At 66.7% G+C, this 15,004-nt stretch carries 15 protein-coding genes; 6 read left to right on the forward strand and 9 right to left on the reverse strand.

The genetic code is table 11. The annotated features are described in order from the left end of the window. The first annotated feature begins 3 nt into the window (after positions 1-3). The 3 genes from ESB00_RS16560 to ESB00_RS16570 all read left to right on the forward strand — a co-directional run bounded on the left by ESB00_RS16560 (position 4) and on the right by ESB00_RS16570 (position 1,224). On the forward strand, positions 4-399 hold the full coding sequence (locus tag ESB00_RS16560) for a phenylpyruvate tautomerase MIF-related protein (protein WP_218938772.1): 396 nt from the start codon (positions 4-6) through the stop codon (positions 397-399). 104 nt (positions 400-503) lie between these two features. Continuing rightward, the gene (locus tag ESB00_RS16565) at positions 504-758 is read left to right on the forward strand and encodes an FmdB family zinc ribbon protein (RefSeq protein WP_129048900.1); all 255 of its coding nucleotides are present in this window, start codon (positions 504-506) and stop codon (positions 756-758) included. A 13-nt stretch (positions 759-771) separates the two neighbouring features. After that, positions 772-1,224 carry a DUF5069 domain-containing protein gene (locus ESB00_RS16570; RefSeq protein WP_129048901.1) on the forward strand — a complete coding sequence of 151 codons (453 nt, stop codon included), beginning with the start codon at positions 772-774 and terminating at the stop codon, positions 1,222-1,224. Between the two features lie 174 nt (positions 1,225-1,398). Here the strand turns inward: ESB00_RS16570 and ESB00_RS16575 are convergent, their stop codons facing one another. Both ESB00_RS16575 and ESB00_RS19910 read right to left on the reverse strand, forming a co-directional pair. After that, positions 1,399-1,773, reverse strand: a complete 375-nt coding sequence (locus ESB00_RS16575; protein ID WP_129048902.1) for a nucleotide pyrophosphohydrolase — start codon at positions 1,771-1,773, stop codon at positions 1,399-1,401. Positions 1,774-1,852: 79 nt separating this feature from the next. Continuing rightward, complete coding sequence (locus ESB00_RS19910; protein WP_218938773.1) at positions 1,853-2,002, reverse strand: hypothetical protein; 150 nt, start codon at positions 2,000-2,002, stop codon at positions 1,853-1,855. Positions 2,003-2,166: 164 nt separating this feature from the next. Here ESB00_RS19910 and ESB00_RS16585 point away from each other — a divergent pair, with 164 nt between their 5' ends. Beyond that, positions 2,167-2,562, forward strand: coding sequence for an Hsp20/alpha crystallin family protein (locus ESB00_RS16585; RefSeq protein ID WP_129048904.1), 396 nt, complete (start codon positions 2,167-2,169; stop codon positions 2,560-2,562). A gap of 134 nt (positions 2,563-2,696) precedes the next feature. Continuing rightward, positions 2,697-2,900, forward strand: coding sequence for a hypothetical protein (locus ESB00_RS16590; RefSeq protein ID WP_129048905.1), 204 nt, complete (start codon positions 2,697-2,699; stop codon positions 2,898-2,900). Between the two features lie 24 nt (positions 2,901-2,924). Here the strand turns inward: ESB00_RS16590 and ESB00_RS16595 are convergent, their stop codons facing one another. Both ESB00_RS16595 and ESB00_RS19760 read right to left on the reverse strand, forming a co-directional pair. Next, positions 2,925-3,794 carry a 23S rRNA (adenine(2030)-N(6))-methyltransferase RlmJ gene (locus ESB00_RS16595; RefSeq protein WP_129048906.1) on the reverse strand — a complete coding sequence of 290 codons (870 nt, stop codon included), beginning with the start codon at positions 3,792-3,794 and terminating at the stop codon, positions 2,925-2,927. Continuing rightward, positions 3,791-4,285 (reverse strand): NanQ anomerase/TabA/YiaL family protein, encoded by a 495-nt coding sequence (locus ESB00_RS19760; RefSeq protein WP_164976268.1) that lies wholly within the window; start codon positions 4,283-4,285, stop codon positions 3,791-3,793. Before ESB00_RS19760 ends, ESB00_RS16595 begins: the two co-directional genes overlap by 4 nt. A gap of 273 nt (positions 4,286-4,558) precedes the next feature. Between ESB00_RS19760 and ESB00_RS20140 the strand changes: the two genes are divergently transcribed. Then, positions 4,559-9,058, forward strand: coding sequence for a beta strand repeat-containing protein (locus ESB00_RS20140; RefSeq protein ID WP_164976269.1), 4,500 nt, complete (start codon positions 4,559-4,561; stop codon positions 9,056-9,058). Positions 9,059-9,072: 14 nt separating this feature from the next. On the opposite strand, the gene ESB00_RS16610 is transcribed toward ESB00_RS20140, so the two are convergent. Genes ESB00_RS16610 through ESB00_RS16630 form a run of 5 tightly spaced genes read right to left on the reverse strand, consistent with a single transcriptional unit; the run spans position 9,073 to position 15,000 of the window. Further along, a complete protein-coding gene (locus ESB00_RS16610) occupies positions 9,073-11,199 on the reverse strand; it encodes a VWA domain-containing protein (RefSeq protein WP_129048908.1) in 2,127 nt (708 codons plus the stop codon). 48 nt (positions 11,200-11,247) lie between these two features. Continuing rightward, positions 11,248-11,787, reverse strand: a complete 540-nt coding sequence (locus ESB00_RS16615; RefSeq protein ID WP_129048909.1) for an RNA polymerase sigma factor — start codon at positions 11,785-11,787, stop codon at positions 11,248-11,250. Between the two features lie 59 nt (positions 11,788-11,846). Continuing rightward, positions 11,847-12,617 (reverse strand): RDD family protein, encoded by a 771-nt coding sequence (locus ESB00_RS16620; protein WP_246026509.1) that lies wholly within the window; start codon positions 12,615-12,617, stop codon positions 11,847-11,849. A gap of 44 nt (positions 12,618-12,661) precedes the next feature. Further along, a complete protein-coding gene (locus ESB00_RS16625; protein WP_129048911.1) occupies positions 12,662-13,675 on the reverse strand; it encodes a stage II sporulation protein M in 1,014 nt (337 codons plus the stop codon). Beyond that, entirely contained in the window at positions 13,672-15,000 is a 1,329-nt protein-coding gene (locus tag ESB00_RS16630; RefSeq protein WP_129048912.1) for a DUF58 domain-containing protein, read from the reverse strand. Before ESB00_RS16630 ends, ESB00_RS16625 begins: the two co-directional genes overlap by 4 nt. Positions 15,001-15,004: the final 4 nt, after the last annotated feature.

Consider the following 15,004-nt stretch of genomic DNA (forward strand, 5'->3'; position numbering starts at 1 on the left):
TTAGTGACAGTCCCCGGGGGTGCTGGCAAACTCGACCTCGAAAAGGAGGCCGTCATGCCCTACCTGAAAATCCAGACCAACCTGCCCCTGTCCAAGAAAGCTGAGCGCACCGTGCTGCGCACCGCCTCGACCCTCGTGGCCGAGGAACTCGACAAGCCCGAGGACTACGTGATGGTGGCCCTCCAGGCCAACACCCCCATGCTGTTCGCCGGCAGTGACGAACCGGTGGCTTTTCTCGAGCTCAAGGCCATCGGCCTGCCCGCCCGCAAAACCAAACGCCTCAGCGAGGCACTCTGCACCCTGATCGAGAGCCATCTCGGCATCTCGCCCAGCCGCGTCTATGTGAAGTTCATCACCGTGCCCCGCGGCATGTGGGGTTGGAAGGGCGACACGTTCTAGATTTTTGATTTTTGATTCTCGATTTTGGATTGGCCGCGCGTTCGGCCAGTGACGCCTCGTCGCTTGCCTAAATCTAAAATCGAGATTCTAAAATCGAAAATTCCATGGCCACCTACCTCTACGAAACCGTCCCGCAGCGCCCGGATGCGCAGCCACGTCGCTTCGAGGTCGTCCAGAGCATGAAGGATGCCCCGCTGACCAAGCACCCCGACACCGGCGAACCCGTGCGGCGGGTGATCAGCGGCGGCTTCGGCTACATGGAGAAGGCCGGCCCGAAGGCCTCGCCCGCGCTCTCGGCTTCCGCGCCCTGCATGCCGGGTTGCGCCTGTCACAGCGGTCCGCGCCTGCCCGCGCCCTGAATCCTGCCGCCCCATGGTCAACTACCACACCCCGAACCTCACGCAGCACCCGCCGCGCAGCCCGCGCGTGCGCCTCGGCGGCTTTGCCCACCTGCCGCGCCTGATCGACAAGGCCCGCGCCACCATCGCCGGCACCCAGGGAGAATACATCTATGACTGCGCGATGGACGCCCGCTTCTGGGCATTCACCGGCCTCAAGGCCGACGCCTTTCTCGCCGAGGTGAAAACCGGCAAGTGCGATTACGACCTGCTGAACCATGTGCTCGCCGCCATGCAGCCCAAGCGCACGCCCAGTGAGATTGCCGCCTGGTCGGCGTGGCTGGAACAGCTGCCGCCCACCCTGCCTGCCGGCCGCGAATTCTTCAACCAGACCCACACCGCCATCGGCCCGCGTCGCGAGGACATTGCCTCCTGGTGCGACCTGCTCGACCTGGAGGATTTCGTGTCCTTCGGCGGGAAGTCGTGAGGATATTTTCGAGTTTCGATTCTGGATTTTCGATTGCCCCGGCCCGTTTGCAGAAGCCGTTGCCCCTGGGCTTGATCCCGCCGTCATTCAGCACGCTACCGGGAGTCCGGTTCGATCCGTGGGCACGGGGATCGAACCAGCCAATCGAAAATCGAGAATCAAAAATCGAAAATCCTACAGCTCGGTATATTTCTTCGCGCTGCCGCGCGCCTTCTCGACCGGATACTTGGCCGCGTTCTTGGCCAGCTTGGCCTCGATGGCCTTCGCGAGGTCGATACCCCCGATGTTCGCAAACTCCAGCGCGTAGATCACCACGTCGGCGATCTCGTCCTCGATCTGCTCGCGCTTCTTCGCGTCCGCCAGCGGCGCGGCCGAGTCCTTCGCCTCGGTCCACAGGAAATGCTCCATCAATTCGCCGGCCTCGGCGGCGAGCGCCATGCTGAGGTTTTTCGGCGAGTGAAACTGCTCCCAGTCGCGCTCCCGGGCAAAGGCCAGCACCCGCGCCCGGATCTCCCCCACCGTGGTCTGTGCATCGCTCATTGGCTTCATGGTTCGACCCTGCCGCCGAAACTGTTCCGGTGCAAGATTCGCCGCGATGACACGGTTGGCATGCTTCCGGCTTAAGATGTCACTTGAGGAACCGATGCTCCTGTGCATCCTCTTCATCACTCAACCCATGGCACCCGCCACTCCAGTCAAAGCCAACGCCGGCGCTTCGTTCACGAAGGCCGCCATGGGCTTTGACCTGCGCCGACAGGCGCAGCAGCAGTGTGCCCACGTGTCCATTTGGGTTAATAAACACACCGCTGCGGGCTGCCTGGCCTGACGCGATACCCCACCAAGGTAATCGCCCCCATCCAGGAGACCCGCCGGTGAAAACCGACGAGCCCGCCCGCGCGCGCCCATCCCTTTCCCCTCCCCTACCACCCGATTTTCCGTCCCATGCATACGATCATCCACCGCAACCAGCACCTGAGTTTTCCCGGCACCAAGCCTGTGGCCGAGTTCCGCTCGCCGCACTACGAGTGCCTGGATCTGCCGCAGTCCCTCAAGCTCGCCATCTACGTCCCCGGCGTGGACGCGCACGGCGTCGAGGTGACCACGCAGGGCTCGGACCTGATCATCACCGCCCGCAAGGCGCAGCACGTGCGCGCCAACTGGCAGGCCTTGCACCTCGAGAGCGTGCAGCGCGACTACCAGCTCAAGCTGCGCCTGGGCGCGGGTTACGACTTTGATTCGCTGCGTGCCTTTATCGCCAAGGGCGTGCTCACCATCGCGCTGCCGAAGCGCCGGCCGGCTCTGGCCAGCCTTCCCGCCCGGCAGCGCCAGGTGGCATAGTCCCGAGCGACTCCCGCCCGTGCGCCGCGCTCCGGCGCACGGGCTTATTTTCCCCGAAGTTTCCGGAACTATTTCCGCGCTTCCGGGTTCTTAAGTTAAGAACCCCGGCCCTGACCCGGCCGCCCCAAGAAACCATGAACTACTTCCCGCACCCCTCCCCCAAGCGTCCCGCCGCCACGGCCGGCCTGCTTGCGTCCGTGCGGCAGACGCTCACCCGCGACATCAGTTGGGACCGCCCCGTCTTCAAGGCGCCGGCCCTGCCGAATCCGCGCGTCGTGTTCGATCCCCTGCCGTTCACGGCCACCCGGCCCGCCCCGATCCGCGTGCACCGCGGCTGAACCCCGGCGCGGCCCGACCCGCGTTCACTTCTCCGGCACCAGCCACGCGCAGGTCGCGACCGCCCCCGCATCCACGCGCAGGCGTTCGAGCAATGCCGGCAGCACGCTGCGGAACTCCTGTTCGATCTGCCACGGCGGATTGAGCACGAGCAGCCCGCTGCCTTTCATCCGCAGCTGCGAGCCGTCGCCCGCGATGTTGAGTTCCGCAAAGAGCGCCGGCACGGCCAGCGATTTGAGTGCTCCCTGAAAAGCATCCGTCCTGGCCCGCTCGGTAATCGGATACCAGATCGCAATGACCGCGCCCGGCAGGCGGCGCACCGCCTCGGCCACGCCGCGCTCGATGTCGCTGAACTCCCCTTTGCTTTCGAACGGCGGGTCGATGAGCACCAGCGCGCGCTTCTCCGGTGGCGGCAGCTGGGCCTTGAGCCCCGTGTAGCCGTCGAGCGCCAGCACCTTCACGCCCTTCTCCCGGGCAAACTCGAAGTCCAGGGCCTCGGCCTCCTCCGCGCGCAGCTCGCACAGGACCATGCGATCCTGCGGGCGCATCAGCAGGCGCGCCAGCCACGGCGATCCCGGATAAAACTGCAGCGCGTCTGCCGGCCCGCCTTTGCGCTCATTGAACCGATTCACCAGAGCAAGGTAGTCGTTGACCGCCGCCGGCAGTCCGGACGCCCCCCACAGCCGCCCGATGCCGGCCGGATGCTCGGGTTCGCGCTCGCGTCCATCGGGCAGCACCGAGGGCAGCATCAGGTCGTAGCCGCCCCGCCCCGCGTGGGTGTCGAGGTAGAGAAATCCCTTCTCCTTGCGCTGCATCGCCCGGATCAGCTGGAGCAGGAGCACGTGCTTGAACACGTCGGCGTAGTTGCCGGCGTGATAGTGGTGGCGGTAGTTCATCCGACCGGCACCTTCACGACCGTTTTGCGCACGAGTCCGGCCTCGCGCCAGCGCAGTGACGGCATGTGCCCGTCTTCCGGGAAAAACACGGCGAGATCGCCCGCGCGCATCCGCAGCACCGATGCCACGGCGGTATCCGCGTATTTGACCAGATCGCGCTCCGCCTGAAAAGGCTGGCTCACGACCAGGCGGGAAACGTCCTCAACCTCCATCAATTCCTCGCCCGCCACGATCACCTGCACGTCGGCGTATTTGCGGTGCGACTCGAAGAATCCGTCGGGCCGCAATCGGGGCTCGTACACCTGTTCCAAGGCAAAGGCGCCGCCGCTCAATTCCACGCGCTCGGTCACCCCCGCCGCGATCCGGCCGATCCGCGCGTGCGCCTCCGAGCCCGCCTGCAAGACATCCGCCACATAGGTCAGCGCCGCCGCAAAGCGCGCATCGCCCGCCAGTTGGTTTTGCACCGCCGCCAAGGGTCCGAAGATAGCCATGGGGCCTAGCAGATTGCTCCCGCCCGGGGCTGGCAAGTCTTCACCCCGGGCCACCCGCCGGGCGGCACCCGCCCCGAATCCTGTCTTCGTGGGCATACGCTTGCCGGTGTGACGATGGTCGGATTTGGCTGGCGTCGGCGCGCCTCCCGACGCGACGCGCAAGCACTGAGCCGGCGGCAGGGCCGAAAGACCCGGTCCGGCCCTGCGCACGCCGCCTCCAGAGCGGAATGCGCCTTGCTCAGGCAAGTGGGACCAATTATGCTCTATATCGCCATGAGACCACGCCTCCTGCGTATTCTGCTCGTCGCAGGGCTTTGCCTTGCTGTTGGTGATCTGCTGCAAGGCCAGACGATCGTCTGGTCCGGCGCCGGCAACCGCTTTGTCACGGGCTCCAACTGGGTTGGCGGCGTCGCCCCGGGCTCCACCAACACGGCGCAATTCGGCAACCACGCCGGTGCGACCACCATCATGGTCAACTCTGCCACGATCAATCATCTCGAGTTCACCGCCACCCGCCCGGCCACCCACAATTTCTCCTACGACGATGGCACCGCTATCCTTACGCTGAACGGCAATTTCACGGCCCAGGGCACGGGCTCGGCTTCCGCCATTAATTTCTACCTCAACAGCTTCAACCAAGTGGATCTCGCCCTGCCGAATGGCGAACACCTATTCGACATCGGAGCGCTGACAACCGTGACGATCGCCAGCGTCGTCAGCGGCACCGGCCACCTGTCCAAGGTCGGAGCGGGCACTCTCGTGCTCACCGGTACAAACACGCTCAATTACAACGGCGTGGGCGGCTTCAATAACGGTGTGGCCGTGGACGGTGGCACCCTCGAACTCAACGGCGGCTCGATCACCCAGTCCAGCCAGGACATCATCGTGGGTTCCGTGCCCGGTGGCACTGGCACCCTGCTCGTCTCCAACGGTGGCGATGTCACGGCCAATTATGGCGTGGCCGGCAACGACAGCAGCACCAACGGCACCATCACCGTCACCGGCGCCGGCAGCACGTGGACCAACTCCCAGGGCATGGCGCTCGGTTATCTCGGTTCCGGTACCTTGAACGTCCTCGCTGGCGGCACGGTCAACACCACCGGCTCCGGCTCCGACCACAGCTACCTCGGCCTGCAGTCCGGCACCACGGGCACGGCCACCGTGTCCGGCACCGGCAGCGCTTGGACCACGCCGAATGATCAGCTGATCATCGGTGGCGGCGGCACCGGCAACCTGACCGTCAGCGCCGGCGGCCTCGTCACCAACACGTCCGGCTCCGTTGGTTTGAATGCCGGTGGCAACGGTACCGTCACCGTGAACAACGGAACCTGGACCAACTCCGCCGAGCTGCTTGTCGGCAATTCCGGCACCGGCTCGCTGGCCATTTCCAATGGCGGCGACGTCACCAACACTTACAGCTACATCGCCACGCAATCCGGCAGCAACGGCTCCGTCACCGTGGACGGCGCCGGCAGCACCTGGGTCAACTCCGGCCTGCTCGCCGTGGGCCAGGGCGGCACGGGCGGCCTTTCCATCACCAACGGCGGCGTGGTGAGCAACACCTTTGGCGAGATCGGTTACAGCACCGGCAGCACCGGCACGGTCCTCGTGTCCGGCACGGGCAGCATCTGGACCAACTCGAACACGGTGAACGTGGGCAACGCCGGGACCGGCACCCTAACCTTGGCCAGTGGTGGCGTCATCAACGTCAATGCCGGCGCCGGTAACATCAATCTCGGCGCCTCCGGCGGCTCAGGAACGCTTAACCTCGGTGCGCCCGCCGCGAGCGCCGCCGCCGCGGGCGGCATCGCCAATGCGGCCTCCATCACCGGTGGCACCGCCGGCACCCTGCAGTTCAAGACCACCGCCACGAGCGGGACTCCTTACTACCTGACCAAGGACGGGACTTCCGGTGGCACGGCAGTCACCGTTGCAGGTTCAACTTCCGTCGTGAACACCGCCGGCTACACGGTCCTCGGCAGCGCCAACACCTACACCGGAGCCACGACCGTCAATGGCGGCACCCTCGTGGTCACTGCGCTGGCCAACGGCGGCAGCTCGAGCAGCATCGGCTCCTCCTCCAGCGCCGCGGCCAACCTTGTCCTCAACGGCGGCACCCTGCGCTACACCGGCGGCAACGGCAGCACCGACCGCCTGTTCACGCTTGGCGTGAATGGCGGCACGCTGGACATCTCCAACGCCACTGCGGCCGGCGGCTTCACCTTCGGCAATACCGGCAGCGTCGCCCTCACCGGCACCAACACGGCCCGCACCCTCAGCCTCGCCGGCACCCCGGGCTACAGCTCCACAGTCTATTTCAATTCCCAGCTCGGCGACAACGGCACGGGCGCCACCTCGGTTGTCGCCCTCGACGGTTCCTTCTGGCGGTTCTCCGCCGCCAACACCTACTCGGGCGGCACCACCGTCAATAGCGGCGGCTTCCTGATCGCAATCAACACCGCCGGCTCGGCCACCGGCTCGGGGAACATCACGGTCAACAGCGGCGGCCGCCTCGGCCTCGGCTCCAACAGCCCCGATGGCGCCATCAGCGGCAACATCGCGGTTACGGGCACCGGCACGGTCGAATTCAACCGCTCCACCGCCTACACCTATGCCGGGGTCATCTCCGGCACCGGCTCGGTCCTCCACACCGGCACCGCCGGCAACATCACGCTCACCGGCGCCAACACCTACACCGGCGGCACCACCATCAACGGCACCATGCGGATCGGCTCCGGTGGCACCACCGGGTCCATCGTGGGCAATGTCACCAACAACGGCACCCTGATCTTTGACCGCAGCGACGCCAGCGCCTTTAGCGGCAACATTTCCGGCACGGGCAGCCTGTTCAAGCAGAGCGCGGGAGCCATCACTCTCTCCGGCACCCACACCTATGCCGGCGGCACGACAATCACCAACGGCTCCATGAATCTGACCGGTTCAATCAGTCACGGAACCACAGATTTTCTGATCAATGGCAACGGCACCGCTCCCGCTCTAAACATCTCGGGCGGTGGCGATCTGACGGCCGACCGCCTGCGGCTCGGCATCACCAGCAGCAGCTTCACCGGCCTGGCCACGGTGGACGGCGCCGGCAGCACCTTGACCGCCAACACCTACCTCTACGTCGGCGAAGCCGGGCAGGGTTCGCTCTATGCCATCAACGGTGGCAGCATTGGCAGCGCCAACACCTCCATCGGCAACAACACCGGCGGCGATGGTGGAGTTTTCGTCAGCGGCGCAGGCAGCACCCTCAGCAATACCAGCACCCTCTACGTCGGCAGCGCTGGCACGGGTTTTGTCGAAATCTCGGGCGGCGGCCTCGTCAGCAACAACTCCGCCTCCATCGGCAACAACCCCGGCGGCGACGGTTCGGTTTACATGGACACCGGCGGCACCTGGACGACCATCGGCAACATTGTCATTGGCAATGCCGGGACCGGCGACCTGTCGATTTACGGCGGAGCTTCTGCCTCCGCCGCCACCGCCACGATCGCTTCCTTGAACGGTGTGGTCGGCATCCTCAGCGTCAACGATGCTGGCTCCACTTTTACCACCAGCGGCAATCTGGTCGTCGGCGGTTCCGGTGACGGCATCCTCGAGATCGCCAACGGGGCCGATGTCGTCACCGGCGGCAGCAATGCGGTGCTCGCCAACACCACCGGCAGCACCGGCACGCTGGATCTCCGCGGCGCCGGCAGCACCTGGTCCATCGCCGGCAGCAGCCTCTACCTCGGCAACAATGCGGTCGGCGAGGCCTACCTCACCGCCTCGGGCCTTCTGTCCGTGGGCGCCGGCAGCGGCACCGTTTACCTGGCCAACAACCCCGGGAGCAGCGGCTCGCTTTACTTCGGCATCTACAGCGGTGAGGGCGGTGATCTCGCGGGCATCCTCAACGCCGCCGCCATCACGACGCCCGGCGGCACCGGCAAGGTGTATTTCCAATCCTACGGCTCGACCAGCAGCGCTCCCTTTTATCTGACCAAGGACGGTACCGTCGCCGGCGCGGCGGTCACCATCGGCGGTTCCACCTCGGTCGAGCATGACATCGGCTATACGGTGCTCAGCGGCGCCAATACCTACACCGGCGGCACCACGATCTCCGGCGGCACCCTTGTGATGGGCAGCAATTCCGCCCTCGGCACCGGCAGCGTTACGCTGAATGGCGGCACCCTCAGCGTGGCCTCCGGCATCACCTTCGGCAACGCGCTGAACATTGGTGTGAGCGGCGGCCGGATCGGCGGCACGGGCACCTTCTCCAGCCCGCTCACCCTGGGCAACGGCGTGAAGATCGCCCCCGGCAACTCGCCCGGCACCATCAACTTTACCTCCGGCCTCACGCTCAACGACGGCGGCATCCTCGAGATCGAGATCCGCGCCCCCTCCGGCACGCCGGGCACCGACTGGGATTTCGTCAACGTCACCGGCACGCTCAACCTCTCCGGGCTCACCACCGGCGGCTACACCCTCAAGGCGATCTCCCTCGATCTTCTGGACAACCAGGGTCAGCCCGTCAGCGGGCTGGTCGGCCCGACCTCCTGGACGATTGCCACCGCCTCAACCGGCATCACCGGCTTCGAGGCCGCCGACTTTGTGTTCGATCTTTCCCAGTTTCATGGCGGCGGTTTCTTCAACCTCTCCCAGTCCGGCAACAACCTGCTGCTGAACTTCACGCCCGTGCCCGAACCCTCGACCTACGCGCTGATGCTCGGCGGCCTCGCCCTCGCCGGCCTCCAATGGCGCCGCCGGCGCGCGGCCGGGCGGGATCGCTGATCCCGCCCTCCACGTCACTCCAAGGCCTGCGCCTTGCCCACGAGGCCGAGGAACTCGCTCCGGTATCCGCCGGCATCGCCGCCCAGTCCTTCGCGGCCCCAGGCCGAGACCTCCGCCAGCGTGAGCGTGCCCTTGTGCGGCGAATCGCGCAGGGCCATGCCGAAGGCCGCGACCGCGGCGGCGAACTTGAAGTCCTGGCTCGCGTCCGCAAAGCGCGTGCCGGCGTCGCGCAGCGGAAACTCCAGCTTGCTGCTCGTGTCGCCGGCGGGCTCCTTGTAGCGCACCTTCACCGTCAGCAGCTCGCCGCTGACCGCCGTCTTCCGCCCGCTGTCCTCTGTCTTCTGATACTTTAGCTCGTCCACCGCGGGGGTCGCTCCTGCGCCCGGCAGCTCCGCGCCGGCCGGGACCACCTCGTAGAGGGCCGTCACCGTGTGCCCGGCGCCAATCTCGCCTGCATCCACCTGGTCGTTGTTGAAATCCTCCTTGGCCAGCAGGCGGTTCTCGTAGCCGATGAGCCGGTAGGCGGCCACCTGCGCCGGGTTGAACTCCACCTGGATCTTCACGTCCTTGGCGATGGTCACCAGCGTGCCGCCGGCCTGCTCGACCAGCGTCTTCTTCGCCTCGGCCAGCGAATCGATGTAGGCGTAGTTTCCGTTCCCCTTGTCCGCGATCTGCTCGAGCGTGCCGTCCTTCAGGTTGCCCATGCCGAAACCGAGCACGCTCAGGAACACGCCGCTCTTCGCCTTTTCGCCGATGAGCCGCACCAGCTCACCCTCGCTGGTCGTGCCGACGTTGAAGTCGCCGTCCGTGGCGAGGATCACCCGGTTGACGCCGCCGGCGATGAAGTTGGCCTTCGCGATGTCGTAGGCGAGATGAATGCCCAGCGCGCCGTTGGTTGACCCACCGGCGTCGAGCCGGTCGATGGCCTCCAGGATGTCGGCCTTGCGGCTGACCGGTGTGGACGGCAGCACGAGGCCGGAAGAACCGGCATAGACTGCGATGGCCACGCGGTCATCGGCGCGCAGTTTCTCCACCAGCAGCCGCAGGGACTGCTTCACGAGCGGCAGCCTGTTGGGCGACTGCATCGAGCCCGACACATCGAGCAGGAAAACGAGATTCGCCGGCGGGCGTGCCGCATCGCTGACTTCGCGCCCCTTGAGGCCGACGCGCACCAGCCGGTGCTCGGGCGCCCACGGCGCCGAGGCGACCTCCAAACTCGCGGCAAAGGGCACGTTGCCGATCGGCTGCGGATAGTGGTAGGGGAAATAGTTCACCAGCTCCTCGATGCGCACGGCATCCGCCGGCGGACGCTGTCCCTGCGTGAGAAAGCGCCGCACGTTCGCGTAGGACGCCGTGTCCACGTCGATGGAGAAGGTGGAAAGCGGGTGATCCGCCACCCGCTGGTAGTCGTTGTCCTTGCGGTAGCCGTAGGCCTCGGTGCCGAAGTTTTCCAGCGCCGGCGCCGAAGCCGGCATCGCCGCCCAGACCGTATTCCGCGCGGCCCCGACAACGGCAATGTTGCCCCGATTGACCCCAAGGGTGACTCCGTCCGGGCCCGCCTCGCGCTTTTTGTCGGAGAAGGTCATCAACTCCATCCGGCTCTCCTCTTGGCCAATCCTCTCGCGGGGCACATCGTTGGGCGCTTCACTTTGCACCATGGCGGAATGTCGCTGCAAGGTGCCCGATCCCGGGGCCGGCGCCGTTACCCCGGCCTCATCCGCCCCTCTCAGCTTGGTCAGGTCAAACTCCTGGTATTGCCGCTTCTCCACCACCGGCTGCGTGCGCTGCCAATAGACAAAGAAGACCGCAAAACACGCCGCGGCCATGCCGCTGACCAGGTAATAGAACTGCGGAAAGCGGATGATCTTCGACTGCCTGAGGCCGCCGCCATCGAGCTTCCGCAGGTCGCCGCCAGGAAGAATCGCGGCGGGCCGCACGGCGGCAACCTCCACGGGAGCCGGCTCGCCCTCCAAGGCGCCGGTCACCAGAGCACTGGTCGCGCGGATCTCCTCCACGGCCTGCCGGGCGGCGGCGTCCTGCTGCAACAGCTTCTCAAATTCTGCGCTCTCCGCCGGCTCCATCTCGTTCAGGGCATAGGCGGTCAATCGCGGGTCATCGGGTGAAATCGGGTTTGGATGCATTCTGGATTCCTCTGGGTCGGTTGTCTGTGGTCCGTGGTCGGCGGTCTTTTACTCCGGCTGCGCGCTCATCTGGTGGCGCAGGCTCTTGATGGCGGTGTGGAGGATGAAGCCGACATTCGTCACCGACAGCGACGTGATGCGGCTGATCTCCTGGTAGCTGAAGCCGTTCTGGAATTTCAACCGGACGACTTCCTGCTGGTTGGGCGGCAGCTTTTCGATCAGCTGCAGCACGGCGGCGTGTTGCTCGGCCCGTTCCATTTTGGATCCGGGCCGGGGCTCCGCGGCGGTCAGGCGTTCGGCCTGGCCTTCGGCGAAAAGGCTCATGCGTCCCTCCTTCCGCAGCACGTCGGTGACGCGATTGCGGCAAACAGTGAACAGCCATTCCGCCACATGCCCGTCCACCTGTTCGGGTGGCTGGGCCATGAGGCGGACAAACGTGTCCTGCACCACGTCCTGCGCCCGGTCGGCATCGCCGTGGAGCAGGCGGGTGGCGTAGCGGAGCAGCGGCGCCTGATGGCGCGCGACGGCGTCGGATACGAAGGAGCTGGCAGCGGCACTGGCATGGGACTGGCGGGGTTCGTTGTTCACGCGACCTGTGCTCCTTCCACGGATGGTTGCCGGGTTTATTAGGCCCGTCGGCAAAAATATTACGCGGCGGGGGCCGCCGGTTCACCGCCCCGGCCTGTGACCTTCGTCTGCGATGGAGCGGACACAAACAGGACCTCCACCACGTTGCGCACAAATTGCTCGTCGGAAATACCTTCCTCCAGCTCCGGAGGGAGATGCGCGACGCGCCGGAAGTGTCCGGCCAGATCCCGGAAGAGCGCCAATCTGGCCTCGGGCTCGAATTCCTCCCGTCGGAGCAGCGCCTGCCTGGCCGCGTTGGCCAAGGCCGGCGGGGTGACCGTTCGCAACCTCGCGGCCACATGCTGCTGCCCCCGCAGGGAATTGTATTTCGAAACCTCCAGCCCGGCGAGTCCGGCCGTCTGCACCGGCGCCTCATGCACCACGATCGTGGCGGCGGCCACATCGCCCAGCCGCTGGGACTTCCGGCCGAGCAGAGCGGCCACGCCTCCAACCAGATAGGCCACCGGCAGTGCGTCCACGGCGCGCAGGCAGTTGCGGACCACCACCTGCGAAAAACGCAGCGGCAAACCGCGTTCATCCATCACCCGCAGGTGCATGACCCGCTTGCCGAGCGTTTGTCCCTCCCATCTCCATTCCAACGCGATGCCGTAGCCGGTCGAGACCACAAAGAAGCCCACCAACATGATGCCACGGGCCAGATCCTCGCTGAAAATGCCCAGCAGCGCGATAAGCGACGACACCACCGACCACGCCGCCATGACCGTCGCCTTGTCGATCGCCCAGGCGGCCAGGCGGGTGACCGGCGTGGCCAGATGAAACGAGAAACTCACCCCCTCCGGAGTGCGCACCCACAGCGTATCCCGGGAGCCGCTCCTCATATCCGTCCTCCCGACGCCGTCCGCTTGCGTCCGGCCAGACCGAGGTAGCACACCAGCAGCGCACCCTCGAGGCAGCCGAACAGGATTTTCGCCCAATACGGAATGGCCGGCTCATGGTATTGGGAAAGGTAGGATTCGACGAAGCCCGCCCACACCAGCATGAGTGCCGCGGCGCCGGCCAGGGTCGCCACATCGTCCACCACCGCCCGCAGGCGCACGCCCAGCGCGCGGCCGTCCGCCCGGCTCACCACCGCGCGCGCCAGCACCAGTCCGGCCTGCGCGCCGACAAAAATGGCCGGAATCTCGATCACGCCGTGCGGCAGCAGCCACCCGAAGAGAAAGGTCGTTTCGCCGGCCAGCATGTAATCCACCGCCACCGCGCCGAGGATCACGCCGTTGTAGAAGAGCAGGATGATCGTGCCCACGCCCCAGGTCATGCCCAGCGCGAGCGCAAACAGCGTGACCTTCGTGTTGTGCGTCATGAGTTGTCCGGCAAAACCCGCCTTGTGCCCCTGCAAACGGTCGCTCATCGCGGCCTCCTCCTCCGCCACCCGCTCGCTCGGGTCGCCGAGCAGGTGCGGGAACGGCATGATGGCGTGCTTCGCCTCGGGGTCCACCGCCACGGCGAAGCCGCCGAAGATCATGCCCAGGATGGTCACGATCACCGTCAGCGCCGCCGCCCGCCACTGCCGGCGGAAAGTCTGTGGCAGCACGGTGGTCAGCCAATGCCAGGGATGGAACCGCACCGTGCCCGCGCCGCGCGTGCCGTGAATCTCCGCATAGGCCCGGGCCACGAGCCGTTCCAGCCGCTGCCGCAGCTCCGGCTCGGCCGCGCTGGCGGTCACCCGCGCCAGGTCGGCCGCCACGCGCCGGTAGAGATAGTCGAGCTCCCGGGCCTGCTCCAGCGTGAGCACCGCCCAGGGGTCCCGCTGACGCTTCTGCAGAATCTCCTCCATGCGTCGCCAGTGCGGTTCCTCGGCGGCGGCAAATTTCTCCAGGTTGATGATCACAGCAGCTGCCTCCCTTTCACCTGCAGATACTGGCCGACGACTTCCGCCGCCAGCCGCTCGCTCGCCGACATCGCGGCCGCCACGCCCAGCGGGCGCAACCGGTCGGCCACGTCGTGGGCGTCGCGCCATTGGAAATGCCCTGCGAGGCGGGCATGGATCTCCTCCTCGGCAGCCACCTCGTGGCCGAAGAGCGGTTCCACGCCCGGCGTGCGCACCTGGTTCACCAGCACCAGGTGATGGCGCGAGATCACGCGCACGTTGCGCACGAAGTCTTCCGCCAGCACCGGGTCGCCAAGGTCGGTCAGAAACACCAGCAGCGCGCGCCGCGGGAGCCGGGAGCGGAGCTGCGCGAAGAGCTCGCCGAAATCCGGCGAATCCTCGCCGGGCTCCAGCGCATGCACCGCCTCGCGGCAGGCTCCGTAGTGCATCGTGCCGCTGCGCGCCCGCAGGAACGTGCGCAGCCGGGAATCATGCGTGACGAGCCCGAAACGGTCACCCTGCCGGCCCGCCGCCAGCAACAGCACCAGCGCCGCCGTGATGTGCCGTTCCAGCGTGGTGACCGTGCGCCCGTCGTGCGTCACCGGCCGCGCGCTCAACCGCGAGGAGTCGATGATCACATAGATCTCCTGCGTGCGCTCGACCTGGAAAACCTTGGTGATCGGCCGGCCGCGCTTGGCCGTGCCCTTCCAGTGCATCTCATCAAAGCTGTCGCCGGGCTGGTATTCCCGCAACCGCTCGAAATCACGGCCGCGCCCCACCATCCGCCGCTGCTGCACGCCCGCCGCCCCGCGGTTCAGGAAGAGCGCGGCCAGCTGCTTGCGCTCGGTGAAAAGGTTGGGATAAACCCGCAGTTCCGTCGCCAGCGGCTGCCGGCTGCGCAGTGTCCAGAAACCCCAGTGCGAGGCGGATTCGAGACAGGCCTGGATGGCGGCGAATCGTCCGCGCCGCCGGGCCGTGCAACGCCACTTCAGCGGCACGCGCCCGGCCTCCGCCGGGAGTGCCGGCCGCAGGTCCGGCTGGTCGGAAACGAAGGGCTCGGGCAGCGCGAGCGCCAGCCTGACCGCCCGCGGACCGTCCTTGGCGCCCACGAGCACAAGCGCCAGGTCGGCCGGCCGGTCCTTGGTCAGTCGGTTGATCGCCGGCACCTCGACCCGCGGATGCCGGCCGGTGCGCAGCGTGAGCAGCAGATCCAGTGCGGCCAACACGGCCACGGCCGCCCCCAGCAGCACCAGCGGGCCCTGCGCCGACAACGGCGCCGCCACCACCGCGAGCGGGATGAGCGCGGCGACGCACCAGAGCAGACGCGGGGCGGGGACGGGAGCCATGGCC

It is taken from the genome of Oleiharenicola lentus (assembly GCF_004118375.1).
Classification (GTDB): Bacteria; Verrucomicrobiota; Verrucomicrobiia; order Opitutales; family Opitutaceae; genus Lacunisphaera; species Lacunisphaera lenta.